This is a genomic window from Pelagimonas varians (genome assembly GCF_003208435.1).
Taxonomy (GTDB): domain Bacteria; phylum Pseudomonadota; class Alphaproteobacteria; order Rhodobacterales; family Rhodobacteraceae; genus Pelagimonas; species Pelagimonas varians.
In genome coordinates, this window is the sequence record NZ_QKMF01000003.1 from 33188 (window position 1) to 56905 (window position 23718).

General features: G+C 56.0%; 23 protein-coding genes and 3 tRNA genes. 18 read left to right on the top strand and 8 right to left on the bottom strand.

The features are described from left to right. Positions 1–286 precede the first annotated feature (286 nt). Positions 287–1186: a tyrosine-type recombinase/integrase gene (locus C8N36_RS04485; RefSeq protein WP_097804877.1), complete on the top strand. Its 900-nt coding sequence runs from the start codon at positions 287–289 to the stop codon at positions 1184–1186. 87 nt (positions 1187–1273) lie between these two features. On the opposite strand, the gene C8N36_RS04490 is transcribed toward C8N36_RS04485, so the two are convergent. Further along, positions 1274–1347, bottom strand: a tRNA-Cys gene (locus tag C8N36_RS04490). A 185-nt stretch (positions 1348–1532) separates the two neighbouring features. Here C8N36_RS04490 and C8N36_RS04495 point away from each other — a divergent pair. From C8N36_RS04495 to C8N36_RS04505, 3 genes are all read left to right on the top strand, one after another. Beyond that, positions 1533–2186: a protein-L-isoaspartate O-methyltransferase family protein gene (locus C8N36_RS04495; protein WP_097804876.1), complete on the top strand. Its 654-nt coding sequence runs from the start codon at positions 1533–1535 to the stop codon at positions 2184–2186. 25 nt (positions 2187–2211) lie between these two features. Next, positions 2212–3639: a TolC family outer membrane protein gene (locus C8N36_RS04500; RefSeq protein WP_097804875.1), complete on the top strand. Its 1428-nt coding sequence runs from the start codon at positions 2212–2214 to the stop codon at positions 3637–3639. A gap of 70 nt (positions 3640–3709) precedes the next feature. Beyond that, a complete protein-coding gene (locus C8N36_RS04505) occupies positions 3710–4813 on the top strand; it encodes a hypothetical protein (RefSeq protein WP_097804874.1) in 1104 nt (367 codons plus the stop codon). A 94-nt stretch (positions 4814–4907) separates the two neighbouring features. On the opposite strand, the gene C8N36_RS04510 is transcribed toward C8N36_RS04505, so the two are convergent. After that, a complete protein-coding gene (locus C8N36_RS04510; protein ID WP_097804873.1) occupies positions 4908–5228 on the bottom strand; it encodes a DUF6280 family protein in 321 nt (106 codons plus the stop codon). Positions 5229–5444: 216 nt separating this feature from the next. On the opposite strand from C8N36_RS04510, the gene efp reads away from it, so the two are divergent. Then, complete coding sequence (gene efp / locus C8N36_RS04515; RefSeq protein ID WP_097804872.1) at positions 5445–6008, top strand: elongation factor P; 564 nt, start codon at positions 5445–5447, stop codon at positions 6006–6008. An 89-nt stretch (positions 6009–6097) separates the two neighbouring features. Continuing rightward, positions 6098–6565 (top strand): GNAT family N-acetyltransferase, encoded by a 468-nt coding sequence (locus C8N36_RS04520; RefSeq protein ID WP_097804871.1) that lies wholly within the window; start codon positions 6098–6100, stop codon positions 6563–6565. On the opposite strand, the gene ygfZ is transcribed toward C8N36_RS04520, so the two are convergent. Next, entirely contained in the window at positions 6553–7290 is a 738-nt protein-coding gene (gene ygfZ, locus C8N36_RS04525) for a CAF17-like 4Fe-4S cluster assembly/insertion protein YgfZ (protein ID WP_097804870.1), read from the bottom strand. The two genes, C8N36_RS04520 and ygfZ, sit on opposite strands and share 13 nt — an antisense overlap. Before the next feature lie 61 nt (positions 7291–7351). Here ygfZ and C8N36_RS04530 point away from each other — a divergent pair, with 61 nt between their 5' ends. Next, positions 7352–8029, top strand: a complete 678-nt coding sequence (locus tag C8N36_RS04530) for a TIGR04283 family arsenosugar biosynthesis glycosyltransferase (protein ID WP_097804920.1) — start codon at positions 7352–7354, stop codon at positions 8027–8029. On the opposite strand, the gene C8N36_RS04535 is transcribed toward C8N36_RS04530, so the two are convergent. Then, the gene (locus C8N36_RS04535) at positions 8026–9780 is read right to left on the bottom strand and encodes an ABC transporter ATP-binding protein (protein WP_097804869.1); all 1755 of its coding nucleotides are present in this window, start codon (positions 9778–9780) and stop codon (positions 8026–8028) included. The genes C8N36_RS04530 and C8N36_RS04535 overlap by 4 nt on opposite strands. After that, entirely contained in the window at positions 9777–10487 is a 711-nt protein-coding gene (locus C8N36_RS04540) for a fused DSP-PTPase phosphatase/NAD kinase-like protein (protein ID WP_097804868.1), read from the bottom strand. The genes C8N36_RS04535 and C8N36_RS04540 overlap by 4 nt, the downstream gene beginning before the upstream one ends. 143 nt (positions 10488–10630) lie before the next feature. Between C8N36_RS04540 and C8N36_RS04545 the strand changes: the two genes are divergently transcribed. Beyond that, positions 10631–11851: a pyridoxal-phosphate-dependent aminotransferase family protein gene (locus C8N36_RS04545; protein ID WP_097804919.1), complete on the top strand. Its 1221-nt coding sequence runs from the start codon at positions 10631–10633 to the stop codon at positions 11849–11851. Positions 11852–12200: 349 nt separating this feature from the next. Here the strand turns inward: C8N36_RS04545 and C8N36_RS04555 are convergent, their stop codons facing one another. Then, complete coding sequence (locus C8N36_RS04555; RefSeq protein WP_097804867.1) at positions 12201–13313, bottom strand: pyridoxal phosphate-dependent aminotransferase; 1113 nt, start codon at positions 13311–13313, stop codon at positions 12201–12203. 168 nt (positions 13314–13481) lie between these two features. Between C8N36_RS04555 and C8N36_RS04560 the strand changes: the two genes are divergently transcribed. Continuing rightward, a complete protein-coding gene (locus C8N36_RS04560; RefSeq protein WP_245910725.1) occupies positions 13482–14792 on the top strand; it encodes a lipoprotein-releasing ABC transporter permease subunit in 1311 nt (436 codons plus the stop codon). Positions 14793–14875: 83 nt separating this feature from the next. Continuing rightward, entirely contained in the window at positions 14876–15559 is a 684-nt protein-coding gene (locus C8N36_RS04565; RefSeq protein WP_097804866.1) for an ABC transporter ATP-binding protein, read from the top strand. Between the two features lie 9 nt (positions 15560–15568). Here the strand turns inward: C8N36_RS04565 and C8N36_RS04570 are convergent, their stop codons facing one another. Continuing rightward, on the bottom strand, positions 15569–16003 hold the full coding sequence (locus C8N36_RS04570) for a DMT family transporter (protein WP_097804865.1): 435 nt from the start codon (positions 16001–16003) through the stop codon (positions 15569–15571). A 141-nt stretch (positions 16004–16144) separates the two neighbouring features. Here C8N36_RS04570 and C8N36_RS04575 point away from each other — a divergent pair, with 141 nt between their 5' ends. The 8 genes from C8N36_RS04575 (at position 16145) to C8N36_RS04610 (ending at position 22293) form a co-directional block, all read left to right on the top strand. Next, complete coding sequence (locus tag C8N36_RS04575) at positions 16145–16558, top strand: c-type cytochrome (RefSeq protein WP_097804864.1); 414 nt, start codon at positions 16145–16147, stop codon at positions 16556–16558. Between the two features lie 60 nt (positions 16559–16618). Then, positions 16619–17029: a c-type cytochrome gene (locus C8N36_RS04580; RefSeq protein WP_097804863.1), complete on the top strand. Its 411-nt coding sequence runs from the start codon at positions 16619–16621 to the stop codon at positions 17027–17029. Between the two features lie 166 nt (positions 17030–17195). Further along, complete coding sequence (locus C8N36_RS04585; RefSeq protein WP_097804862.1) at positions 17196–17888, top strand: ceramidase domain-containing protein; 693 nt, start codon at positions 17196–17198, stop codon at positions 17886–17888. Between the two features lie 176 nt (positions 17889–18064). Continuing rightward, on the top strand, positions 18065–19033 hold the full coding sequence (glpX, locus tag C8N36_RS04590) for a class II fructose-bisphosphatase (protein WP_097804861.1): 969 nt from the start codon (positions 18065–18067) through the stop codon (positions 19031–19033). Positions 19034–19129: 96 nt separating this feature from the next. Beyond that, positions 19130–20869: a single-stranded-DNA-specific exonuclease RecJ gene (gene recJ / locus C8N36_RS04595; RefSeq protein WP_097804860.1), complete on the top strand. Its 1740-nt coding sequence runs from the start codon at positions 19130–19132 to the stop codon at positions 20867–20869. A gap of 90 nt (positions 20870–20959) precedes the next feature. Then, positions 20960–21034 (top strand) — tRNA-Glu (locus C8N36_RS04600). Between the two features lie 37 nt (positions 21035–21071). Beyond that, positions 21072–21146, top strand: a tRNA-Glu gene (locus tag C8N36_RS04605). 175 nt (positions 21147–21321) lie between these two features. After that, entirely contained in the window at positions 21322–22293 is a 972-nt protein-coding gene (locus C8N36_RS04610; RefSeq protein ID WP_097804859.1) for a YHYH protein, read from the top strand. Here C8N36_RS04610 and C8N36_RS04615 read toward each other — a convergent pair. Then, positions 22290–23651 (bottom strand): aminotransferase-like domain-containing protein, encoded by a 1362-nt coding sequence (locus C8N36_RS04615; RefSeq protein WP_097804858.1) that lies wholly within the window; start codon positions 23649–23651, stop codon positions 22290–22292. The genes C8N36_RS04610 and C8N36_RS04615 overlap by 4 nt on opposite strands. Positions 23652–23718: the final 67 nt, after the last annotated feature.

Sequence of the window (23718 nt, forward strand, 5' to 3'; positions counted from 1 at the left end):
AAGGATTGCTATGATCCTGTTGCTGTGCGTAAGCGCCTCGATCTAGTTCAGGGGCTTGTCAGAGTTGACGCTGGAGGCAACGATGGCCTAATCGAACAAAGTAGGGCTCGACGCAGTGCCTAGAAAAACTAACCTCCCCGAAGAAGTACACCGGACTTCCGCTCGCTTGGCAGACGGCCGCCTCAAGTTCTATTTCAGTTTGCGTGGACGAAAAGGTACTGGGTTCTGGTGTGGATTCGAAAGATTGCCTCGGACCGCAGAGTTCTTCTCTGCCTACGCAGATGCCATGGCCAAAGCTAAACCGAAAGTGTCGATTTTCACAACGTCAGATGTTGCCGCCGAATTCTTTGCAAGCGTGAACTTCAAAAAGAAAAAGCCACGCACGCAAGCCGACTACCGTCGATGGTTGAACCGGTTCACTGCAGAGTTTGGCCCTGACACAGTCAGGATGTGGGAAGTTCCAGCATCGCGACGAGAGGTTGAAAAGTGGCGTTCGAGGTGGATGGAGAGCCCAAAACAATATGATTACGCGGCCTCAGTCGTTTCACTGTTTCTAAACTGGGCCAAGAAGGAGGCCTACATAGACAGTCACTACTGCGAAGGTCTGGAGAAGCTTTATCAGGTAGATCGATCGGAAATCGTGTGGGCTCCTAATGACATTGGAGCTCTCGAAGAAGTCGCTCCCCTATGGGTCAAGCGTATTCTCATAGCCGCAACGGAAACAGGGCTGCGGGCAGGAGATCTTGTGAAGCTGAGTCGCAATCAGATCGAGCAAACTCCCTCGGGACGAAGGATTCGGGTGAAGACCAGTAAGCGCGGAATTCCTGCGTTCATACCGGTAACGGATCGGATGGGGCATTTGATTGACGATACTCCAAGTTCGCAACTCCTTATTTTGACAAACGCTACGAACCTACCACTGACTCCTCATCGAGCGTCAGAAGGTCTCCGCCAGTGGCGTGACAAAGCTGGTCTGGGTCCGGAGAAAATTGGTTATGACCTGCGCCTTAATGATGCGCGAGGCACAGCAGCAACACGTTTGTTGAGAGAAGGGCTTTCATTGGCTCAAATTGCTGCCTGTATGGGTTGGTCTCTTAGGACTGCTGCGGCTATGATCGAGCGCTACGCAAAGGTTTCTCCGGAGGAGACCGACGAGGTTTTACACATCCTGCGAAGGCAAACGTAGAACGGTTCGTGAACTGTGAATGTAAAATGGAAAGTAAAATGGCTGGTCCGCGTGGCGGGCCTTTTAATTTAAGTGCTTGAAAGTAAATGGAGGCGAGTACCGGAATCGAACCGGTGTGGACGGATTTGCAATCCGCTGCGTCACCACTCCGCCAACTCGCCAGAGTGAAGGCCTGATTAGGGGCTTGAGCGGGGGGCGTCAAGCGCATATCCCTTCAAAAAGGACGTCATTGGAAAAATTTGGTCACGCTGACGCATATCGCCAGAATGAGCGATGTCGGTCATTGCCGCGACGGTATAGATGTGGCACAACTGACGGCAATAATCTGAACGGAAGAGTTTAGTTCATGACAGACTTTACAGCCCGCCGTCGTATGATGGTTGATACCCAAGTGCGTCCCTCTGATGTCACCGAGTTTCCCATTATTGAATCCATGCTTAATGTTCCGCGTGAGGTCTTTGTGCCGGGCGAAAAGGTAGAAGCCGCCTACGCCAGCGAGCATGTCGAACTATGGCCCGGTCGCACGTTGCTGGATGCCCGCGTTTTTGCCAAAATGCTGGAGGTGCTGGATCTGACAAACCATGATCTGGTTCTCGATATCGGCGCTGGTTTGGGCTATTCCTCCGCAGTGATTGCGCGCATCGCCGAAGCCGTCGTTGCCGTCGAGGATAACGAAGACCAGATCGCAGAAGCACAAGCCCTGTTAACTGAAAACCACGCTGATAACGTCGTTCTGCATGGCGGAAGTTTGACCGAAGGCGCAAGTGCCCATGGCCCCTATGACGCGATCATCGTTGAAGGCGGGGTAGAGGTTTTGCCAGAGGCAATTACGGACCAGCTCAAAGAGGGTGGCCGTATCGTATGTATCTTTATTGAAAATGCCCTTGGAATCGTTAAAGTCGGCCGCAAGTTGGACGGTGATATCGCTTGGCGTCATGCTTTCAACGGCACCGCGCCAGTGTTGCAAGGGTTTGAAAAGGCATCGGAATTCGCTCTATAGCGAAGGCGGTGCCAACGGGGGCTGTATGGCATTTGGATTTCGTCGGTTTTTGGTAGCAAGTTCGGCTGCTGTGGTGCTTTCTGCATCCTCGGCCGCGCCTGCGTGGGCGGATACTTTGGCGGATGCGCTGATTGGTGCCTATACGACCAGCGGTCTTATGGATCAAAATCGGGCGCTGTTGCGTGCCGCTGACGAAGATGTCGCGCAGGCTGTGTCAGCGCTTCGCCCCGTGATTTCCTGGGCAGGTGAAGTGACCCGCGACTTTGGATCATCCAGAGCCTACAGCGCCAGCTTCGGGCAGTATGTTACTTCGGGATATGGCACCAATACTACAGGTCTGAACCTGATCGGGGAGCTGACCCTATATGATGGCGGTTCGAACCGTTTAAGGATCGAAGCTGCCAAGGAAACGGTGCTCGCAACCCGATCCACATTATTGTCGATTGAGCAACAGGTTCTGCTGCGGGGGGTGTCCGCCTTCATGGAAGTGCGGCGCGCGATGGAAAACGTCGAGCTGTCCCTCAATAACATTCGGGTTCTCAAGCAAGAAGTGCGCGCTGCACGCGATCGTTTCGAAGTTGGCGAAGTGACCCGAACCGATGTTGCGCTTGCGGAAGCCCGGCTTGCTGCGGCTGTTTCGACACAGGCCGCGGCTCAGGGCCAGTTGGTAAGTGCGAAAGAAGAATACACCGCAGCAGTTGGCAAGCGGCCGGGTAATCTGATTGCCCCAACAACTTTGCCCCGATTGCCTGGTAGCGTTGATACGGGCAAGGCTATCGCCGTTCGTGGGCACCCTGACCTGGTCGCCGTACAGCATCTAGTATCTGCCAACGAAATTGCGATCAAAATCGCGGATGCGTCGATGCGGCCTACGGTCTCCTTGGTCGGGCGCATCGGGGCGACTGAAAATTTCGAAAATGAAGCGTTTACACGCGGTGGGTCTCTGGGTTTGAACGCTGGCGGGCCGATCTACAGTGGTGGTAAATTGCGGTCGTTGGTGCGTCAAGCGCGGGCCAACCGCGACGCGACCCGTGGACAGCTTCATACAGTTCGCAATTCGGTTCAGCAGAATGTCGGTGTGGCCTTTGTTCAGCTTGATGTTGCGCGGGCCAGTAAAGAATCGTTTAGATCGCAAGTGCGAGCCGCGACAGTTGCTTTTAACGGTGTACGGGAAGAAGCGAAATTGGGCGCACGTACGACACTTGACGTTCTCGACGCAGAACAAGAGCTGTTGGATGCCCGGGCCAATCTAATTTCGGCCCAAGTGGATGAAACGATTGCGGCCTATGCCATCTTGTCCTCTGTGGGGCAGTTGACCGCCAGTTCGTTGCAGCTGAATGTGCCGCAATATGATCCATCCCAGTACTATAACTTGGTTAAAGGCGCTCCTTCTGCGGTGTCACAGCAAGGGCGCGACTTGGATCGTGTCTTGCGTGCCCTTGGAAAAGAGTAACTTTTTCAACATCTGTTGTCTGAAACGCGACGGGCAGGTACACTTTGCCTGAGGCAAGAGTGGTAAAAAAATGTCCGATCCTGTGACCAATGTGGAAATTGAGGACGTTCTGTCCTCCATTCGTCGTCTTGTTTCGGACGACATACGGGTTGTCAAACCCAAGCCAGAGGCCGTGAAACACTCCGATAGGCTGGTTTTGACGCCCGCCCTTCGGGTCAGTGAAAAAGTTCCTGACGTCGGCGAATCAGTCAAGGCTCCTGTTGTGCTGACCGAGGTGGCCTTTCCCGTCGAGGATGTTCTTGTCGAAGAAACCGCTGAAGAAATTTCGGAAAACTTGACTGATATTGCGCCTGTGGAGAGCGCAGATTTGCCGAAGACAGTCGATGCACCTGCCTCTGAGGCACATGATGGCACGCTGGAGCAAAGTGACTTTGTAGCCGGAGCGTTGGACGATTTTGTCGAACAGGAAGTTGAACGCGCTTTGTCAGCGACCGATTTGGAAGTCGAAGTCGAAGCGGGCGAGCCGGACGTCGTTCGCGAAGAACTGGTTTTGCAATCTCTTGTGGCAGATCTTGCGCAGTCGGAGAGCGCGCCGGTCGTCGAAGAGCCGACAGCAGACATGCCAGAACCGGAGGCTGACTGGTCGAACCTAGACCTAGAGGCATTGGACACCCTTGCTGGTGACGTGTCTACTCGTCGTCCTGCGGTGTCGGATGGGGAAAGTCTGGCAGATAAAATTGCCGCTTTGGAAGAGATGGTGGGACGCAGTCAAGCCGCTGAGCTTGAGCAGGAGCAGCCTATGATCGAAGCGCCGGTTTTCCATCGGTCATCGGATGTGATGGACTGGCAGGATCATTTGCCAGAGGCCGAGGAACCGGCACAGAACGAACAAGAGGAAGCCGTCTTTGCGGCCGATCCGGTGCAGGATGAAATTCAACCTGAAGGTGATCGGTTGAATCCGGACCAAGGACAAGCCACGGACGCGGCCCCAGATGCTGCCCAAGAATCTGCCCAAGAATCTGCTATGATAGACGAGGACGCTCTGCGCGCTCTGGTGTCTGACATGGTTCGCCAAGAGCTTCAGGGGGCCCTAGGTGAGCGGATTACGCGAAATGTTCGCAAGCTGGTGCGCCGCGAAATCCACCGGGTCTTGATGAGCCAAGATTTTGATTAGGCTCGAATAAGAAGCGACAGAAATTCTCAATTAGACAATAAAAAACGCGCTCCAGAAAGGGGCGCGTTTTTTTCACGTCTGCAGGCGAGTTTGCCTATGCAGCTTCGGCCTGTTGCGCCGCATTGCGACGTTCGCTCTCTTCGCGCGAAAGCGCAACCGAGGTGCGGACACCCTTGGACACAAAATCCATCAAACCAGATACAACGCGCTCGTTCGGATCAATACCGGCGCAGGACAACACTTCGCGGCCATCGCGCGAACGTGCCCAACGGGCGATTTGTTCCGGACCATTGCCGTACTTCTTGTCGTCTGCGATTGCGTCGTCCAGGGCAGCAAGCACCACTGCTGCGAACAGCTTGCGAGCGCGGTTTCCCTGCTCTGCATTATACGCGGTGCCGTCAACGAAATCTCTCATGTATCGACCTATGATTATTGCTCTTGTCTTTTTTGGCGTGAGGGGGGTTATGACCTATTCAATCCGATTCGGATACCCCGTTATTGCATAGCACCCATGATGTTAACGCATGGCTTACAACATGCTAATACGACATATCGTTGTCTTGCTTTGGAGCTACCTCCCAGATATAGGAGGCGTCAACTTTCCTTCAACCTTTTGTCAAGGTTTTGTCACATGCCAAAGATTAACGGTAACGAGATCCGTCCAGGAAACGTGCTTGAGCACAATGGTGGCCTTTGGGCTGCGGTAAAGGTCGATCACGTTAAGCCCGGCAAGGGTGGTGCATTTGCACAGGTCGAACTGCGCAACCTGCGCAACGGATCAAAATTGAACGAACGCTTTCGCAGTGCCGACAAGGTCGAGAAGGTACGTCTTGAACAAAAAGACATGCAATTCTTGTACGAAGACGACGGTCAATTGATCTTTATGGATACGGAAACCTATGACCAAGTCCAGATCGCAGCGGCGATTTTGGGCGAACGCCGCCCGTTTGTCCAAGATGGTATGACCATCGTAGTGGAATTCCACGAGGATGAAGCGCTGAGCGCGACGGTTCCTCAAAAAGTCACCTGCGTGATCGAAGAGACCGAGCCAGTGGTCAAAGGCCAGACAGCTGCCAACAGCTTCAAGCCAGCGGTTCTGGAGAATGGTGTACGCATTTCGGTTCCTCCGTTTGTGGGGCAGGGCGAAGCAATTGTCGTGAACACCGAAACCATGTCTTATTCCGAGCGCGCCTAACCCAGGGGCCCGCGCGCATATCCCCTGAAACTTCGGGGGTGTGGAACTAAAACAAAAGCCTCCGGCGCAAGCTTAGGAGGCTTTTTTTGATGCTTGTTTATAATCCTAATCTAACAGAAATCCTGCCGCTCTTTCGCGGGCTGCACAATTTTCACGTGTGTTTGTCACCGCATGTCTATCACGCCGAGGGCACCGACGCAGAGTTGCTGTTGCATCTGCAAGAGTTGCGCGACGAAGGCGCAGTGATCTACGCGATCGATGCAGGTTGGGGGTTGGTGGCCTATCTGCTGGCATATGCCGAAGAAACCTCGGGCGATGCATTCAGGCGCGCGGCAAGCCGGATGACAATCGACCATCTCTATATTGCGCCGACCCACCGTGGCAGGGGGCTTGGTCATCAGTTGATCGCGGCGCTGGAAGCAGACATGCGGGCCAAGGGGGGGAGCCATTGGCGTGTTGGACAGGATGCCACAAACGTATCGGCGACCGAGTTTTACGTGGCCGTTGGTGCGCGGCGACGGGTTCTTTTTCTGGAAAAGCGGCTTTATCCGTCGTAGGTGACGGTGGCATCCCCTGCCGTCATTGCGCCCTTGGCGCGGTCAAAGCGCAGGTAGGCAATGCCTTGACCATTCGCTTGGGTAAACAACGTGCCAGCAACCTTGTCGCCAGCCTTGATTTCGGTCCCGACGGGGGCCGCGCCCGCAACAGTGACCTGTGCCAGCCCTTTGCGTAGCTCTGTCTTGTGTTTCATACGTGCGGTGACTTCTTGACCAACATAGCAGCCCTTTTTGAAGTCAACGCCGTGAATTCGTTCCAGTCCGGCCTCAAGAATAAAGGTATCACTTGTCAGTTCGATCCCGCCTTCGGGAATGCAGGCCGCAACGCGCAGCGCGTCCCAATCTGCGTCATGACCGGTTTGGCCGCTATAGCCGCGCCATCCCAGGCTGTCGTGTCGCGGATCCACAAAGGCCCCGTCCGGCACCGCACCAATCCCGCGTGCCACGGTCAGATCTGTGGCTTCGATCACAACGTCCGACCGCAGTTTGTACATGCCCAAAACCTGCGCCAACCCGGGGGCCATTTCGGCGGAGACATCCAGCAAAACAGAAGATCCGTCCGGCACCATAAAGAAGTCGAACCGGAACTTCCCCTGCGCCGTAAGCAGCGCGGTGTAAACGATCCCGTCTTTCAGGCCTGCCACGTCATTGGTGACCAACCCTTGCAGAAAATGTTCGACGTCGCTGCCGCTCAGGCGCAGGACTTTGCGTGTCTCATCTGTCATGATCGTTTCCTTCTATCCGCTATTGCCATATAGGCTGGGAAACCAAGGACGAACAGGCCCCATGCGCGCACCTATCTCTGTAATCATTCCCACGCTGAACGCAGCGGACCGTTTACCCGAATGTTTGGCGGCCTTAGGCGAAGGGTTGGCCAGCGGCTATATCCGTGAATTGATTGTCTCGGACGGGGGCTCTACGGATGCGACCCTGACAATTGCCGAAGCCGCCGGAGCGACTGTGGTGAAGGGGCCTGCGTCGCGCGGGGGGCAGTTGCAGCGCGGGGCAAACAAGGCGCAGGGCGATTGGCTACTGTTTTTACACGCCGATACGGTCTTGCAAGAGGGATGGACAGCCGCAGTAAACAAGGCAATGGGCGCGCAGGGCGCTTACTATTTCTTGTTGCGTTTTGATACAGCGGGGATTGCCCCCCGGCTTGTCGCAGGCTGGGCCAATGTGCGGTCCCGACTGTTTGGGTTGCCCTATGGGGATCAAGGGCTTTTGGTGGATCGCGTCACCTATGACACGGCCCAAGGGTTTTCGGATATTCCGTTGATGGAGGATGTTGCCTTGGCACGAGCCTTGCGGGGCAAGCTTTCCCCTTTGGCGGCAAATGCGTTGACCTCCGCCGAAAAATATCAGCGCCAAGGCTGGGCGCGGCGCGGCGGCCGCAACCTTTGGACATTGGTGCGTTACTGGGGCGGCGTAGCCCCAGAAACATTGGCCAAAGCCTATCGGCGTTAGGTTGTTGAACCGCCAAATTGCAGCCGGCACAGGTCTGCGTAGACCCCGCCCTTCGCAAGCAATGCATCATGGCTGCCTTCTTGCACGGCGCGACCTGCATCCATAACGACAATCTTATCGGCATTGCGCACTGTTGAAAGGCGGTGGGCAATTACCAATGTGGTGCGCCCCTCGGCCAGTTTGTCCAAGGCTGATTGCACCACCGCTTCTGATTGCACGTCCAAGGCGCTGGTTGCCTCGTCCAGCAATAGAATAGGCGTGTCGCGGAGCAGGGCGCGGGCAATGGCAACGCGTTGGCGTTGGCCGCCTGACAGGTTTGATCCTCGTGGACCGACCCGCGTTTCGATGCCGTTCGCGAGTTTTGGCAAGAAGCTGGTGATATGGGCGGCCTCTAAGGCTGCTTGCAACCGTTCGTCGCTGACGTCCTGATCGAGTACGATGTTTTCGCGCAGGCTTTCATCGAACAGCATGGCTTCCTGACTGACCACAGAAATCATTGATCGAAGGTCGTGCAGGCTCAGATCGGACGGGCTGACACCACCGATTTCTATGCGGCCGGATGACGGATCTACCAGGCGCGTCAGCAAATGGAAGACGGTAGATTTGCCTGCACCCGATGGCCCTACAAGCGCGGTTGTTTTACCTGCTTCTGCGACGAAGTTAAGCCCGCGTAGCACCTCGGTCTCTTCATAGTTCAACCGCACGTCATCCAAAGAAACGGACGGCAAGCCATCAGGGGCATCGGCTGGTTTGGGTGGATCAATTAGGTGTGACGGCGTTTCCAGCAGGTCTTTGACCCGCTCGATGCCTGCAGCGGCAATTTGCCAGGCACCGCTCACTGCTCCGAGACGGCGCAGCGGTTCAAACATCATCCCGATCGCGGTGAAAAACGTCATGAATTCACCGACTGTTTTTTTGCCTTCCAATATCTCGCCGCCCGCGAAATACAAAATTCCAAAAAACCCAAGGCCCGACATCACATCGATCAAGGTCGGCAAGGAGGCAGATCCTGCCGCCGAGCGAACTTCGGTTCGGATACGGATCTTTTGCAGCTTTTGGTATTGTTTGGACTGGTACCGTTCCAGCTGGTTCAATTTGACCGGCATAATGCCGTGGAAAATCTCGTTTAGACGGGTGGATTGGCTTGCAGAAATTTCACGGTTTTTGCGGGCGTTGGTGCGCACGAACTTTTGCAGATAGCTCGCTGGGCCGATCATCAGAGGAACACCGACCAAAGCAATCAGTGTCCAGCGCCAATCAGACCAAAAGGCAACTCCCAACAGCGCCACAAAAGTAACGGCATCGCGTCCAGCACCTGTTACCAAGGTGCGCCATACCTTCGCAATCGCCCCGACATCGCCCTCGACGCGCTGGATCAGGTTGCCCGGGCCGCGATCACTATGAAAATCGGCATCCAATCGCATCAAGTGATCGACCATGTCGTTTCGAATGTCGGCCATACTGCGTTGTGACGCTGAGGTCAGGATGATTTTGTGCGCCAGACTGGCAAGCCCGCGTGCGACAAAAATCCCAAGGACGGCCAATCCCACCCAAACCAGCGCATCGGCATTGGAGCCCAAGAAAACATCGTCAAACAGCGGTTTCATCATGACGCTAAAGCTGGCGGTCATCGCGCCTTCGAACATCATGAAACCCATGGCAGCGGCAAGATACCAGACATATTTCTTGAGATAGCCAGTCCACAGCCACGTGAACAAAACCCAAGATGAGTCTTCTTTTTTGGTGCTCATGGAATCAGCTCTTGTGCAATGTCGATTTCGGCGCGGCGCGCGTCCCATGCACGTTGGATTGGTTTGGCGTCATACTCGTTTCTAATCCAATCCTCGAACCCGATTTCACTGACCGTTTGGCGGGCTTCAAAAACCCGCAAGATGTAATCTTGGACCCCGGTCTTGGTGAAATCGAGGTGGACATACTTGATGCTGAGTTGCTTTTTTGCGTCTTCGATCGACGCGCCTTCGAAGATCAGCAAATAGAGCGCGGAAACAAAGCCAGCGCGATCGGCACCGGATTTGCAGTGAAACATCATCGGGCGCTGCGCGGATCTCAGGGCGTCAATCACGGCCACGATCCGGCGGCGCGGTGCCGCCTCGCGCGCCCAAAGCTTGGCGTTGACCAAAGTAAGGCCCAACTGATCGCAGCTCTCTTTTTCAAAGAGATAGTAGGAGTATTTGTCCTCGCCGCGCAGGTTGATCACGGTTCTGATGCCCATGTCGGCGTATTTTGCGAACCGGTTGTGGGTCGGTTGATTGGATCGCCATACATCCGGTGCGAGCGGGTAAAAATTGGTCCATAGAATCCGCAAAAAGGCATGGTCGAACAGGTGATAGTGCAGCTTGGACCAGCGTCGTTCAGACGGGGTCGAAATATCCATGCCAAAGGAGCGGCGGAGCTTGCGTTCCGCATTGTCGAGTTTCGTCCAGAGTTTCGCCAGCATGCGGAGTCCTTTTGGTTCACAGCGCGGTTTAAGCCTTGCAGGGGCGACTGGCAAGCACGGGCCCCATTGACGGCGTGTAATCGGGCGGTAGTGTGCCGTCCAAACGGCCCCGCGCGATGGGGTTTTTGTCTGGAGAATATGCAATGTCGCTTGCCAATGGGCGTCTTCACATGGCCCTGCCGGGGCCGTCCATTATGCCCGATTCCGTATTGCAGGCCATGCATCGGCCGGCACCTGATATCTATGATCCGGCGCTTCATGATTTGGCGCAAGGGCTGGTCGCAGACCTAAAATATGTTGCGCAAACAGATGGAAATGTGGCGATCTACATTGCCAACGGTCATGGGGTTTGGGAAGCGGCGCTAAGCAACTGTATTGCACCGGGGGAAACGGTTTTGATGCCAGCAACTGGCGTTTTTGGCCATGGGTGGGCTGATATGGCCACTGGGATCGGTGCCGAGGTGCAAGTGCTGGAGCATGGGCGTAATACCCCGATTGATCCGGAACGGGTGCGCGCAGCTCTGCTGGCGGACACAGGGCGTAAAATCAAGGCGGTCTTGGGCGTCCATGTTGATACATCAACCTCGGTGCGCAGCGATATTGCAGCATTGCGCGCGGTGTTGGACGAGGTTGGACATCCGGCGTTGTTGATGGCGGATTGCGTCGCCTCTCTTGGGTGCGACACGGTTCAGATGGACGATTGGGGGGTGGATGTTCTGATTTCGGCCTCGCAAAAGGGGATGATGGTGCCTCCCGGATTGGGGTTTGTGTTTTTCAACGACCGCGCTGCACAGGTGCGGGCGGCGATGCCGCGTGTGTCGCGCTATTGGGATTGGGGCCCTCGGGCGAACCCTAATTTGTTCTATGAGTATTTTGGCGGCACTGCGCCCACGCACCATTTGTGGGGGCTGCGCGCGGCCTTGGATCTGATCAAAGCCGAGACAATCGAAGGTGTCTGGTCGCGGCATCAAACTCTGGCCCAAGCGATTTGGGCGGCTTGCGATCATTGGGGGGCACCGGTGGCTATGAACGTTGCGGACATCGTGCATAGATCCCATGCTGTGACTTCTGTCATGATAGGGGCTCCGAATGGAGACCGGCTGCGGGAGTGGTGCACGCAGAACACTGGCGTGAGCCTTGGGATAGGTCTGGGTATGGGGGATGATACAGATCCATCTGCATCTGGCTATTTTCGCATTGGTCATATGGGGCATCTTAATGCGCATATGGTGCTGGGCTTGCTTGGCAGCATTGAGGCCGGATTGGACGCGCTGTGCATTCCTCATCAAAGTGGCGGTATTTCAGCAGCAGCGCGCGTGATCAGCGCTGCATCCGGTAAAGCAAAACCCGCGGACCGGCCGTAGGGGCTAGCCAGTGTCTTTTTGATGCTGGTCAATTCCCGCGATTTGTCTACGCTCAAAGCAATCATATCGCGTAATCAAATGGTTCAAGGTGGCTGCAAGTACCAAGACTGCGCCAAAACCCCAGGCGGACCGAACTGCTAAAAACACCCACAGCAGGTTCGCAAATATCAAAATTGCATTGGCTGTCAGTTTTGTTCCGGTATTATGTGTTGGATGTTCTTGCATATGTGCTGTTCCCAAAGGCCTGCGCGGTGGTCTTGCTGGCAGCAAAAACGCAAGCGATGACATCATTGGGAAGTCTGGCGTATAGGCGTCAATTTTCCGTAAACGGCGTTCGGAAACGGCCCTTTCAAGCAGGGGTGCGCGCCGCTTGCAGGGCCTCTGGAAGGGCTTGTTCAAACTCGGTCAGATCTTGCGGTCGGCCCGCGCTGATCCGAATGCATCGGTCTTGTGGTGCGACGAACGGCATGCGGACGAATACGCCGCGCGCGATCAACCCGGCCAGAACTGCCCGTGCAAAATCGCCATTCCCGCCGCAATCAATAGCGACAAAATTGGTGGCTGAGGGCAGAGTGCTAAGGCCGTTCTGGGCTGCAATCCGATCAATTTCCAGCTTTGATGCCGTCACATTAGCAACGGTTTGCGCTAGCCACTCTGGGTCTAGTAACGCCGCCAATGCCCCGACTTGTGAGGCGCGGTTCATGCCGAAATGGTTGCGGATCTTGTCAAAGGCGCGGATCAACGCGGGGGCCGCTATGCCATAGCCAACGCGGGCACCGGCCATCCCGTAACCTTTTGAAAAGGTGCGAAACCGAATGACCCTTGGGTCATTCGGGTCGATATTCGGGGCGGTGCCTTTGGGGGCAAATTCAATATATGCCTCATCCAAAATCAAAACAGTGCCGTCGGGAATACGGTCCAATGCAGCTTCGATCCGCGCACCGTCTATCCATGTCCCCATTGGGTTGTCGGGATTGGCAAAATAAACCAGTTTCGCGTCCACCTCGGCGGCTTTGTCCAGCAACGCCTCCAGGTTTTCATGATCGTCATGGTAGGGCAATTTGTGCAAGACACCGCCAAAGCCGGCAACATGGTAATTGAAGGTCGGATAGGCCCCGTCAGAGGTGACAACCGCGTCACCTTTGTCGACCAAAAGGCGCACCAAGTACCCCAATAGCCCGTCAATACCTTCGCCAACGATCAGATTTTCGGGCGTGCAGGTAAGATGCGTGGACAAGGCATTGCGCAGATCGAAATTTGTCGGATCTGCGTATTTCCAAAGATCGGCCGTTGCGGCTTGCATCGCAGTGACGGCCTTTGGCGACGGGCCAAAGACGTTTTCGTTCGCCCCCAATCGGGCTGCAAATTCAGCGCCGCGGGCGCGTTCTTGCACTTCGGGGCCAACAAATGGCACGGTTTCAGGCAGCGAGGCGATCAGCGAGGGGTATCGAGGTCCAGTCATAAACGCATATTGGCGAATGCAGCGCCAAGGGCAAGGGGGGGATTGCACCGCGTGTTACATGGGAAATCGGGCACATATTCGCCACAAAGCCCGAACGCACCTGATGTTTACTTGACGCTCTGTCCCAGATTTGGTCTGGCCTGACAGAGCATTAAGATGAGGCCAAAGATGCCCGAAGCAACTGACAACGCCCCTACAAGACCTCCGATGCCGTTTGCGGCCTATGAATGGATGATTGCTTGGCGATATCTGCGGGCAAAACGTGCCGAAGGCGGCGTCAGTGTGATGACTTGGATCAGCCTGATCGGGATCACGCTTGCTGTCTTTGCGTTGATTGCAACCTTGGCAGTCCGGTCCGGATTTCGGGCAGAGTTTGTGGACACCATTCTTGGCAGCAACGCGCATCTGACAGTTTACAACATGCAGCGCCTTGATGAATTTGGTCGCGCCACCCGCACTTTGCCGGACTACGCTGGCATGGCAGCTGAGGTGCGCAAAGTGCCCGGCGTGGTCCGTGTGGCCCCTTTGGTGAAGGGGCAGGTTATGGCCACGGCCTCTGGATCCAATGCCGGCGTAGAAGTATTTGGCATCAAACCCAAAGACATCGTTCAAATCCCGCGTATCGCAAATCCGGAAACGGGACGTGGTGATTTGGCAAGGTTGAGCGACGGGATCGCGATTGGCTCCGGTGTGGCTTTGACTTTGGGTGTCAGCATTGGGGACACAGTCAAATTGATCTCTCCCAACGGTGTGAAGACGGCTTTTGGCACCAGTCCCCGCGTCAAGGCCTATGAGGTGGTCTATGTCTTTCGATCAGGCCGCTATGACATTGATAAAACGCGGATCTACATGCCGTTCGAAGAAGCGCAGCTGTATTTCAATCGCGAAGCCGTCGCGGACGAGCTTGAGGTGATTGTCGATGATCCCGAAAACGTCGAAAATCTTGTGACCCCTGTTGCCCAAGCGGCGGGCACTGGCGCGCTGATCTGGACGTGGCAGGATGCGTCGGGCGGGTTCTTGCGCGCGCTCGATATGGAAGACAACGTGATGTTTGTGATCATGTCGGTGCTGGTTTTGATCGCGGCCATGAACATTGTGTCCGGGCTGATTATGTTGGTGAAAAACAAGGGTCGCGATATAGGCATCCTGCGCACCATGGGCCTGACTGAAGGGGCCGTGATGCGGGTGTTTTTCATCTGCGGATCATTCACCGGAATCATTGGGACTGTGATGGGCGTCATTCTGGGCTGTTTGTTTGCAATCTATATCGAACCGGTGTTTTCCTTTGTGAACTACGTCGCAGGGGGCGGGGTATGGGATCCGTCGATCCGAAATATCTATGCACTGCCTGCGAAGCTCCAATTGGGGGATGTTCTATCGGCTGTGTCCTTGTCATTGGGGCTATCTTTCGTTGTGACGATATTCCCGGCCCGCCGCGCGGCGCGCATGAATCCGGTTGAAGCGTTGCGCTATGAGTAAGGTTGAGCGCAAAAACTTTTTCAAAAGTTTTGCAAATTCCGTTGACGGAATTTGGATGCATCAGGCATCAAGGGAGCCCCACCATGTCTGAAGTTGTTCTGCGTCTGTCCGGCATTGAAAAAGTCTATAACCGTGGCAAACCAAATCAGGTCAGCGTATTGCGCGGGGCGGATTTGACGGTGGGTCGCGGCGAAGTGATCGCTTTGGTTGCCCCGTCTGGTGCCGGGAAATCGACATTGTTGCATATTGCAGGGCTGCTTGATTCGCCGGACAAAGGAACGGTGGAAATCGGCGGTGAACCGATGCAGGGGCGCTCTGATCGCAAACGCACATCGGTGCGCCGATCCGAGGTTGGGTTTGTCTACCAGTTCCACCATCTGCTGCCGGAATTCACCGCGCTTGAAAACATCGTGTTGCCGCAGCTGGCCAATGGCGTAGCGCGTAAAGATGCTGATGCACGCGGGTTGCACCTGCTCGACAGCGTCGGGATCAAGGATCGCGCTGCACATCGCCCCGGTGCCTTGTCTGGCGGAGAACAACAACGTGTCGCCTTTTGCCGGGCGATGGCCAACACCCCAAAGCTGCTGCTTGCGGATGAGCCTACGGGCAACCTTGATCCCGAAACTTCGGATCGGGTGTTCGGTGCTCTAATGGGTTTGGTGCGCGAGACGGGATTGTCGGCTCTGATTGCAACGCATAATCTGGAGCTGGCGTCGCAAATGGACCGGTGCATTCGGTTGGACGGCGGTCTTTTGCAAGCGGACTAAGCGGCCGTGTCAGGCCCGTTGGGTGATCCAAACGCCCAGAACCATGACAGAAATGCCTGCGGCCCGGGTCAAGTTGATCGGGGTCAGTTGCGCCCCGAACAGCCCGAAATGATCAATAGCAGCCGCGCTGATCAACTGCCCAAGCAAGACAAAGAACACCGCGTTCCCAACGCCGAATTTGGGAGCGACAAAGGTGATAGACAACACGTAAAATGCCACCAGCATGCCGCCTAGAAACAGGTGTTTCGGGGCCGTTGCCGCAGCGCTCATACCGGGCTTTCCCCCCAGCACCCAAACCATGGCCGTTGACAGCATCGCAACACAGAACAAAATCATCGCAGCCGAAATCGGGGATCCAAGCCGCAAACCAAGAGCTGCGTTAAGCGCCGCCAAGATTGGGATGCCAACCCCTGCGATCAGCATGATAAGGGCGTATTGCGTCATCTTTGTACCTATTGCCTGACCTATTGCCTACCGGATCACGCCGTGCCGCTGTTGTCGAGGGCGCAGACCTGATGCAGATCATGTCTTTTGACCTAACGCAGTTCTAAGTTTGTTTCAAAAGATAAGACGAGGAAGCAGATCATGACCAAAACAGGATTAGCCGTATCGGGAGCCGTCGCGCTGTGTCTTGGCCTTGCAGCCTGTGCCGACACGCAAAGTAAAAAATCCGGTTCGGGTCAGGTGATTTATGACAGTTATTGTGTCACCTGCCACGGATCGGCCGGGCAGGGGGACGGGCGCATTGCCGACCAGCTGCCCGTGCCGCCAGCAAACCTGACTTTGCTGAGTGACACCAATGATGGCGTGTTCCCGACTGAACGGGTGATGACCCAGATTTTCGGCTATCCGGGGCGTTTCCATCAGGGCATGATGCCTGAGTTTGGTCCGATTTTGGACGGGCCCTTGGTCGAATGGACAGGGCCGGACGGTCAAACTGTTATGACACCGCAAGCGTTGATTGATCTTGTGAGCTATTTGGAAAGCTTGCAACAATAGGCCTTGCAATTCAGTCTGGTCGCAGCGACCAAGGGGATTAATTGGACGGATGGGGCGACAATGAAAAAGACATTGATCTCACTTTGCGCAGTTGTGGCTGTTGCGGCCTGTGTTGAGGCAGAAATGCCTGGTCCGCAGGATGGCAAGGCGCTGTATGTGGAAAACTGTGCGGGTTGCCACGGTGCCAGTGGTTTGGGTGATGGCCTCATGGCACGGGCCATGTCCACGGCCCCTAAAAACTTGACATTGATCCAAGTGCGCAACGGCGATGTTTTTCCGCGCGCCAAAGTCATGTCGACCATCGATGGCTATGCTCGGTCGGACATGGCAGGACCCGGAATGCCGGAATTCGGGGCGCTGCTGGAAGGCGATCTGATCCCCTTTGACAGTGGTGACGGTATTCAAACGCCAACCCCTCGCAAATTGGTGGCGTTGCTTGAATATATCGAAAGCATCCAAGCAGAACGCTAGTGGCAGAAGAGAAAGCGTGTTCTTTCAGACCCCGATGCCAGAGAGCTTCGCCGCGTTTTGCGTGTGTATCATCCCAAAACCAACTCGATTTTCTGCGGTGTAAAGATATCGGTTGTTCTGGCTCGGATTGCAAAATAGGGCGTTCTTACACAGTTAAGAGGTTCCGATGGATTGGTTTGCACCCATTGATTTGTATTGTGAACGTCTGGGTGTGGGGCTTTGGGATGAGCCGCTGAATGCACTCAGTAATCTGGCGTTTCCGCTGGCTGCGCTTTGGGCTTGGCTCACTGCCCGCAGCTTGGATCAAAAACGGCTGATTGTTGCGGTGCTGTGCCTGTTGGCGGCCATGATCGGTTTGGGGTCGTTCTTGTTTCATACTTTTGCCAACCATTGGTCTGAATATGCCGATGTTGTGCCCATCTGGAGCTTCGTTGGCCTTTATGTTCTGACGGCTATTGCCTTGGTCGGCGGCGTTGCTCCGGGTCGTTTGGTGCGGATTGCCATCATCGCGGGTGTGATCACGACAATTGTTGTTCTGGCCACAACTGGCGGGGCTCCGGGTGATGCAGACCATAGTCATGATCCGTTGAACGGGTCGACACAGTATGCCCCGGCGTTGATTGCATTACTGGTGTTTTCAGCGATTACGCTGTGGCGCGGCCATCCCATTCGGTTTTGGGCTGTTGCGGCAACGGTGATCTTTGTGGCGTCACTGGGGTTCCGGACTGCAGATTTGCACCTGTGTGCCGCTGTCCCGATGGGTACCCATTTTATGTGGCATGTTCTGAACGCTGTTATGGTCGGGCTGCTGATGCAAGGTCTCATCCGCTGCAGCCCGCAGCGTCAACGCGTCAGCTAATTGCCTTGCCTTGATGTTGGGCGATTCTTCAATCTGCTGGACAATTGTCCACTGTCTTTTATGTGGCTGATCGCTGCAACACCTGCCAAGATAGCGGCCATTTGGCCAGACCGCCCTTGCCCCCGCCCCCCTAGGCGGGCTAAACGGCATACGCATTTCACCTTGAGGAAGACACTATGTCCACGCCTACCGATTTCAATGACCGTATGCTCTCTTTGGGCTTGGCCCGTGTTGCCGAACAGGCCGCTATCGCTTCTGCTGAATGGATCGGCCGCGGAGACGAAAAGGCTGCAGACCAAGCGGCCGTGAACGCCATGCGCGAGCAACTGAACCTTTTGGACATCAAAGGCGTTGTTGTGATCGGCGAAGGCGAACGCGACGAAGCGCCTATGCTGTTCATTGGCGAAGAGGTCGGTAACGGCAATGGCCCCGGTGTGGACATCGCGCTGGATCCGCTGGAAGGCACCACGCTGACCGCCAAAGACATGCCAAACGCCTTGACCGTAATTGCGATGGGTCCGCGCGGCTCGATGCTGCATGCGCCCGACACTTATATGGATAAGCTGGCTGTTGGCCCGGGCTATCCTGACGGCATAGTTTCATTGGACATGCCGCCTGCCACACGCGTATCGGCTCTGGCGACCTCCAAGGGCTGCAAGCCGTCTGATATCACCGTTTGTATCCTTGAGCGTCCGCGCCACGAAGAAATGATTGCTGAAGTGCGCTCAACAGGTGCCAGCATTCGTTTGATCACCGATGGGGACGTTGCAGGCGTGATGCATTGCGCCGAGCCGCATCTGACCGGTATCGACATGTACATGGGACAAGGCGGGGCACCAGAGGGTGTTCTGGCAGCAGCGGCGCTGAAGTGCATGGGTGGCCAAATGCAGGGCCGTTTGGTCTTCCGCAACGATGACGAACGTGGTCGTGCGGCCAAAGCAGGCATCACTGATCTGGATAAAATCTATAGCCGTGACGAAATGGTCACCGCTGACGTGATCTTTGCCGCGACTGGCGTAACCAGCGGGTCGATTTTGCCGGGTATCCAGCGTGAGCCGGGCATGATCACCACCGAAACCTTGCTGATGCGGTCTAAAACAGGGTCCGTACGGCGCATGCAGTACCGCAACCCGGTCAAAAGCTAAAACGAAACGCGTGTCTCTTGGCGAGGCACGAATTTTCGACGAAAATTCGAAGGCGGCGCGTTGGACGTGCCGCTTTTTCCATATTTAGGGGGCCGCATGTCGTATCTTGGAGTTGAGCAAAGCCTGACCGGGCGCTGCTGGGTTGGTCCGGCCCCGGAATTCGAACGTCAGGCCGAGGCCTTGTTGCAAAGCAGCGGATTACCTTTGGCGCTATGTGGTGTGCTCGCACGCCTTGGCGTTGATCCGGCTGAAGTCGACAGCTATCTCAACCCTAAACTGCGTGATTTGCTGCCTGATCCGCGTTCGCTGCGCGACATGGAAACTGCTGCAACCCGATTTCTAACCGCTGTCCGGACGCGCCAGCGCATCGCGATTTTTGCCGACTATGATGTTGACGGGGGCACCTCGGCGGCTTTGTTGATCGACTGGTTGCGCCAAATGGGCCGGCCTGCGACGCTCTATGTCCCCGACCGTATCGATGAAGGCTATGGCCCCAATGAACCTGCGATGGCTGCTTTGGCCCGCGACCATGATCTGATCATCTGTGTTGATTGCGGAACCTTGTCCCATGACGCGATTGCCGCTGCCAAAGGCGCGGATGTTGTGATTTTGGATCACCACCTTGGCGGTGAAACTCTGCCTGACTGTGTGGCCTGCGTGAATCCGAACCGTCAGGACGAGGATGGCGCTTTGGCTCATTTGTGCGCCGCAGCAGTGGTATTCTTGATGTTGGTCGAAGCGGGCCGCCAATTGCGCGAAGCCGGGGCCAAAGGCCCTGACCTGATGGCCATGCTCGATCTTGTGGCCTTGGCGACGGTTGCGGATGTCGCGCCGCTCAAGGGGGTCAACAGGGCGCTTGTGCGTCAGGGGCTAAAGGTCATGGCCGCGCGGGCCAGACCGGGTCTGGTGGCGCTGTCTGACGTTGCCAAGCTTGAAAGCGCGCCGTCTTCTTATCACCTCGGGTTTGTTTTGGGGCCACGTGTCAATGCAGGGGGCCGGGTGGGGCAGGCCGACCTTGGCGCGCGCCTTTTGGCATCTGACAATCAACACGAAGCGCAAGCTATGGCCGAACGGCTGGACGGCTTTAATTCTGAACGCCGCGAGATTGAGGCCGCTGTCCGCGGTGCCGCTCTTGCACAGGCCGAAGAGCGCGGCTTGGAGGGCCCGCTGGTTTGGGCCGCAGGCGAGGGGTGGCACCCCGGCGTTGTTGGCATCGTGGCCGCACGGTTGAAAGAACAAACCAACCGTCCGGCGGTTGTTATCGGTTTTGACGGTCCCGATGGCAAAGGCTCGGGCCGATCGGTGTCTGGCGTCGATCTGGGTGCCTCTATTCAACGCTTGGCCGCCGAAGGGCTGCTGGTCAAAGGCGGGGGTCACAAAATGGCGGCCGGTCTCAGCGTCGACAAGGACAAACTGGAGGCTGCCATGGCCCGTTTGGGCGATCTTTTGGCCAAGCAAGGCGCAGGGACAGGTGGCGCGGCGGATTTGCGTCTGGACGGTATGTTGATGCCCGGCGCTGCCAATGTTGATCTCATTGAACAATTGGAAACTGCAGGCCCCTTTGGGCAGGGCTCACCCAGCCCGCGTTTTGCGATTGCCGATGCGCGGATCACCTATACCAAGCAGGTCGGCACCGGCCATCTCAAGATCGCTTGCGACGACGGTGTCGGTGGCCGATTGGAGGGAATCGCCTTTGGGGCCTTTGACGGCCCGATGGGCCAAGCCTTGGTGAATCATGGCGGCGCGCGCTTTCATTTGGCGGGCCGTTTGGAGATCAATGAGTGGGGGGGAAGACGCTCTGCTCAGCTTAGACTAGAAGATGCCGCCCCTGCATAAGTGGGTTGCGCAAATTTCGGTGAAAAAGTTGCACGAATCCTCTTGCGAAGATTGCGCGCTCGAACTACAAGCCGCTTCACGCCAAACGGCGCTCCGTTCGTCTATCGGTTAGGACGCCAGGTTTTCAACCTGGAAAGACGAGTTCGATTCTCGTACGGAGTACCATTGGCGCGCTTTCCTCGGTTATACTCGAGGCACCGGCGCTCCGTTCGTCTATCGGTTAGGACGCCAGGTTTTCAACCTGGAAAGACGAGTTCGATTCTCGTACGGAGTACCACTTCCCACAATTTCTCAGATAAGATCCAAAGCTGCACCGCGCAGCATTTGGGTTTGGAAAATTTTTGATGCTGTTGGAAAACTTCACTTAAATCCGACAAATTGCCGTGACTGGCGCGTGTAATCCGTGACCCCGACACCTGACCACGCTTTGTTCCTTCGAAACCGGATTTCACATGCGACGCATTTTAGCACTTTCAGCCTCTCTCCTGACTGCTGTGCCAGCAATGGCAAACACAAACCAAGACAAAGTCCATGAGCTTGAGCATTTCTTTGAGCATGCCACAGTCATCAGCGGCCCGTCTTTGGTCGGCTGCACATTGTCGGGTGGCACCGAAACCACTTGCTTTTCGATCACGGTGAAATCTGAACCGCAGTCCTACACTCCCGGCCCATGGTGCCCGACATCGATCACTGATGCGGCCGTAAAGGGTGGAATTTGGTTGAAGGAAGGGCAGGTTCATGATGTGGACGGCGGCTTTGTCTCAAATCTTTCTACCTTCTACGATGATGACACATGGCAGCTGTATGACAAAGATACCGGTTCGGTACGTGTCACTGATACCCAAGCCTCCTGCGAGGCGGCGGCCCGTCCTGATGTTGATCCGGAGTTCAACAATTATTGCGTGCAGTGCCTGCCCGAATACATGCCGGATGATGCGACGATGACCTATGTTATCCCCTTGGAGCCACAGGACACAAAGCGCAGCAATCCTGTGCGCTTTTCCGGCTCAGGTCTTGCAATCAATGGTGTCCGTTTGGATGGCCCTGCGCCGGTGGATGCCATCTTGGCAGCCCATACAATAGCGCCGTTTGACGATTGCGGCGGGCATGTGAACACCCATGTCGGGTATCATTACCATGCGGTCACGGATTGTCTGGAGGGGGCTGACGGCGGCCTTGACGCCTTGAAAATTGGTATTGCGATGGATGGCTACGACATCTTCAGCCACTTGAGAAAGGATGGCACCGCGCCGGATGATCTGGATGACTGCAACGGTCATGCAACCGATGGGGGCGGATACCATTATCACGCTGGATCCGCTGGATCCAACGCCATTCTGAACTGCCTGCGGGCCGAGGCGGGTTGCGCCTCTGAAGATCCTGATCGCATCTGTGATGCTTCTGTGCGGCCTTCGCGCCCTTAACCCAGCCAGTCCTTGCGCAACACAGCGTCGGCAAGGGCCATGAGATCGTTTTCCAGCTGTAGGCGGGGGATAGGCCCGCCAAGGCAGACCCGCAGGGCATCTGGCGCGCTGCCTTTAACGCAAAACGCGTCGCTTGGCATTAGACCGATCTGGCGACCGGCCATCCGCCCCATGACTTCGGCGCGGGTGGTGTCCGGCGGCAGGGTGAGCCACAGATTATAGGCTTGCGGATCGGTTTGAAACTCAAGACCTTTCAGTATCTTCGAAGCCAGCGTCTGCCGGACCGCCATTTCGCCCCGAACAAAGGCCTGAAGTTCGGCTGCAGTGCCGGTTTCGATCCAGTTTTGAACCAAGGCAAGGCTGAGCGGTGATGCCATCACGTTTTGGGTGCGCAAGACCTGTGCCAAGCTGGCGACATCGCTGCGTTTTGGCGCTGTGATATAAGCCAGACGCAGGCCCGCACCCAGCACCTTGGACAGCCCCGCCACATGCCAACCCAGACCGGGGGCCATGGTTGAAATGGGCTGCGGAGCTTGTTCCGGCACGCAGCAATATGCGTCATCTTCGATCAGTGGCAGATCGTGCATCATCAGCACTGCTGCTACCTGTTTGCGCCGCGCTTGCGGCATCGTCTGCGTGGTCGGGTTTTGCAATGTCGGATTAAGATACAGCGCAACGGGACGATGTTTCTGGATCAACCGGTCAAGATCTTGTGGGCAAATTCCGTCTATGTCGCCTTGCACTCCGATCAGATGCAGCCCGAGGTTGGCGGCGATGGCGCGAATTCCGGGATAGGTCAGGTCTTCGCAAAGCACGGTCAGGCCGGGGTCGGCCAGTTGGGACAAGATCGCATAGATTGCGGCGTGCGATCCCGGTGCGATGGTTAGCCGCGCGGTGTCAGGGCGAAGCCCGCAGTGTTGCAACCATTGGGCCGCAACTGCCTTGTCCACCGCCAGTCCGGTTGTGGATTGATAACGCATCAAAGGGACCAGATTGGCAGCCACACTTTCCAAGCCGCGCCGCATTTTCGCCAAAAGATCGGGATCATCCGGTTCTGGCGGCATATTCATCATCGGATCTTCTTCGACCTGACGGGCGGGTGGGGTTTGAACCTGCGCTTGCGACACAAATGTTCCGCGCCCGACAAAGCTTTCGGCATAGCCGCGGCGTGTTGCTTCGGAGTAGGCGCGGGAAATGGTCGAAAAGTCGAGATCCAGCGCCTGCGCCAAGGCGCGCTGCGGCGGCAGACGGTCACCAGGTCGCAGGGCTCCGCGGTCGATATCGCTTTTGATTGCCTCTGCGATCTCGATATACCGAGGCATACCGGTGTCGCGCAGTGTCGGGGTCCAATGGGTCATGGCGGCTGTTTAGCGCCGAGTGCATCAAAGTTGCAATCAATTTGTATGGGTAATGATTGCATTCAAT

Bases quoted from the DNA above. Each gene is read 5' to 3' on its own strand.
- C8N36_RS04485 (WP_097804877.1), top strand. From the start codon at position 287: ATGGCCAAAGCTAAACCGAAAGTGTCGATTTTCACAACGTCAGATGTT.
- C8N36_RS04495 (WP_097804876.1), top strand. From the start codon at position 1,533: ATGACAGACTTTACAGCCCGCCGTCGTATGATGGTTGATACCCAAGTG.
- C8N36_RS04500 (WP_097804875.1), top strand. From the start codon at position 2,212: ATGGCATTTGGATTTCGTCGGTTTTTGGTAGCAAGTTCGGCTGCTGTG.
- C8N36_RS04505 (WP_097804874.1), top strand. From the start codon at position 3,710: ATGTCCGATCCTGTGACCAATGTGGAAATTGAGGACGTTCTGTCCTCC.
- C8N36_RS04510 (WP_097804873.1), bottom strand. From the start codon at position 5,228: ATGAGAGATTTCGTTGACGGCACCGCGTATAATGCAGAGCAGGGAAAC.
- efp (WP_097804872.1), top strand. From the start codon at position 5,445: ATGCCAAAGATTAACGGTAACGAGATCCGTCCAGGAAACGTGCTTGAG.
- C8N36_RS04520 (WP_097804871.1), top strand. From the start codon at position 6,098: ATGCTTGTTTATAATCCTAATCTAACAGAAATCCTGCCGCTCTTTCGC.
- ygfZ (WP_097804870.1), bottom strand. From the start codon at position 7,290: ATGACAGATGAGACACGCAAAGTCCTGCGCCTGAGCGGCAGCGACGTC.
- C8N36_RS04530 (WP_097804920.1), top strand. From the start codon at position 7,352: ATGCGCGCACCTATCTCTGTAATCATTCCCACGCTGAACGCAGCGGAC.
- C8N36_RS04535 (WP_097804869.1), bottom strand. From the start codon at position 9,780: ATGAGCACCAAAAAAGAAGACTCATCTTGGGTTTTGTTCACGTGGCTG.
- C8N36_RS04540 (WP_097804868.1), bottom strand. From the start codon at position 10,487: ATGCTGGCGAAACTCTGGACGAAACTCGACAATGCGGAACGCAAGCTC.
- C8N36_RS04545 (WP_097804919.1), top strand. From the start codon at position 10,631: ATGTCGCTTGCCAATGGGCGTCTTCACATGGCCCTGCCGGGGCCGTCC.
- C8N36_RS04555 (WP_097804867.1), bottom strand. From the start codon at position 13,313: ATGACTGGACCTCGATACCCCTCGCTGATCGCCTCGCTGCCTGAAACC.
- C8N36_RS04560 (WP_245910725.1), top strand. From the start codon at position 13,482: ATGCCCGAAGCAACTGACAACGCCCCTACAAGACCTCCGATGCCGTTT.
- C8N36_RS04565 (WP_097804866.1), top strand. From the start codon at position 14,876: ATGTCTGAAGTTGTTCTGCGTCTGTCCGGCATTGAAAAAGTCTATAAC.
- C8N36_RS04570 (WP_097804865.1), bottom strand. From the start codon at position 16,003: ATGACGCAATACGCCCTTATCATGCTGATCGCAGGGGTTGGCATCCCA.
- C8N36_RS04575 (WP_097804864.1), top strand. From the start codon at position 16,145: ATGACCAAAACAGGATTAGCCGTATCGGGAGCCGTCGCGCTGTGTCTT.
- C8N36_RS04580 (WP_097804863.1), top strand. From the start codon at position 16,619: ATGAAAAAGACATTGATCTCACTTTGCGCAGTTGTGGCTGTTGCGGCC.
- C8N36_RS04585 (WP_097804862.1), top strand. From the start codon at position 17,196: ATGGATTGGTTTGCACCCATTGATTTGTATTGTGAACGTCTGGGTGTG.
- glpX (WP_097804861.1), top strand. From the start codon at position 18,065: ATGTCCACGCCTACCGATTTCAATGACCGTATGCTCTCTTTGGGCTTG.
- recJ (WP_097804860.1), top strand. From the start codon at position 19,130: ATGTCGTATCTTGGAGTTGAGCAAAGCCTGACCGGGCGCTGCTGGGTT.
- C8N36_RS04610 (WP_097804859.1), top strand. From the start codon at position 21,322: ATGCGACGCATTTTAGCACTTTCAGCCTCTCTCCTGACTGCTGTGCCA.
- C8N36_RS04615 (WP_097804858.1), bottom strand. From the start codon at position 23,651: ATGACCCATTGGACCCCGACACTGCGCGACACCGGTATGCCTCGGTAT.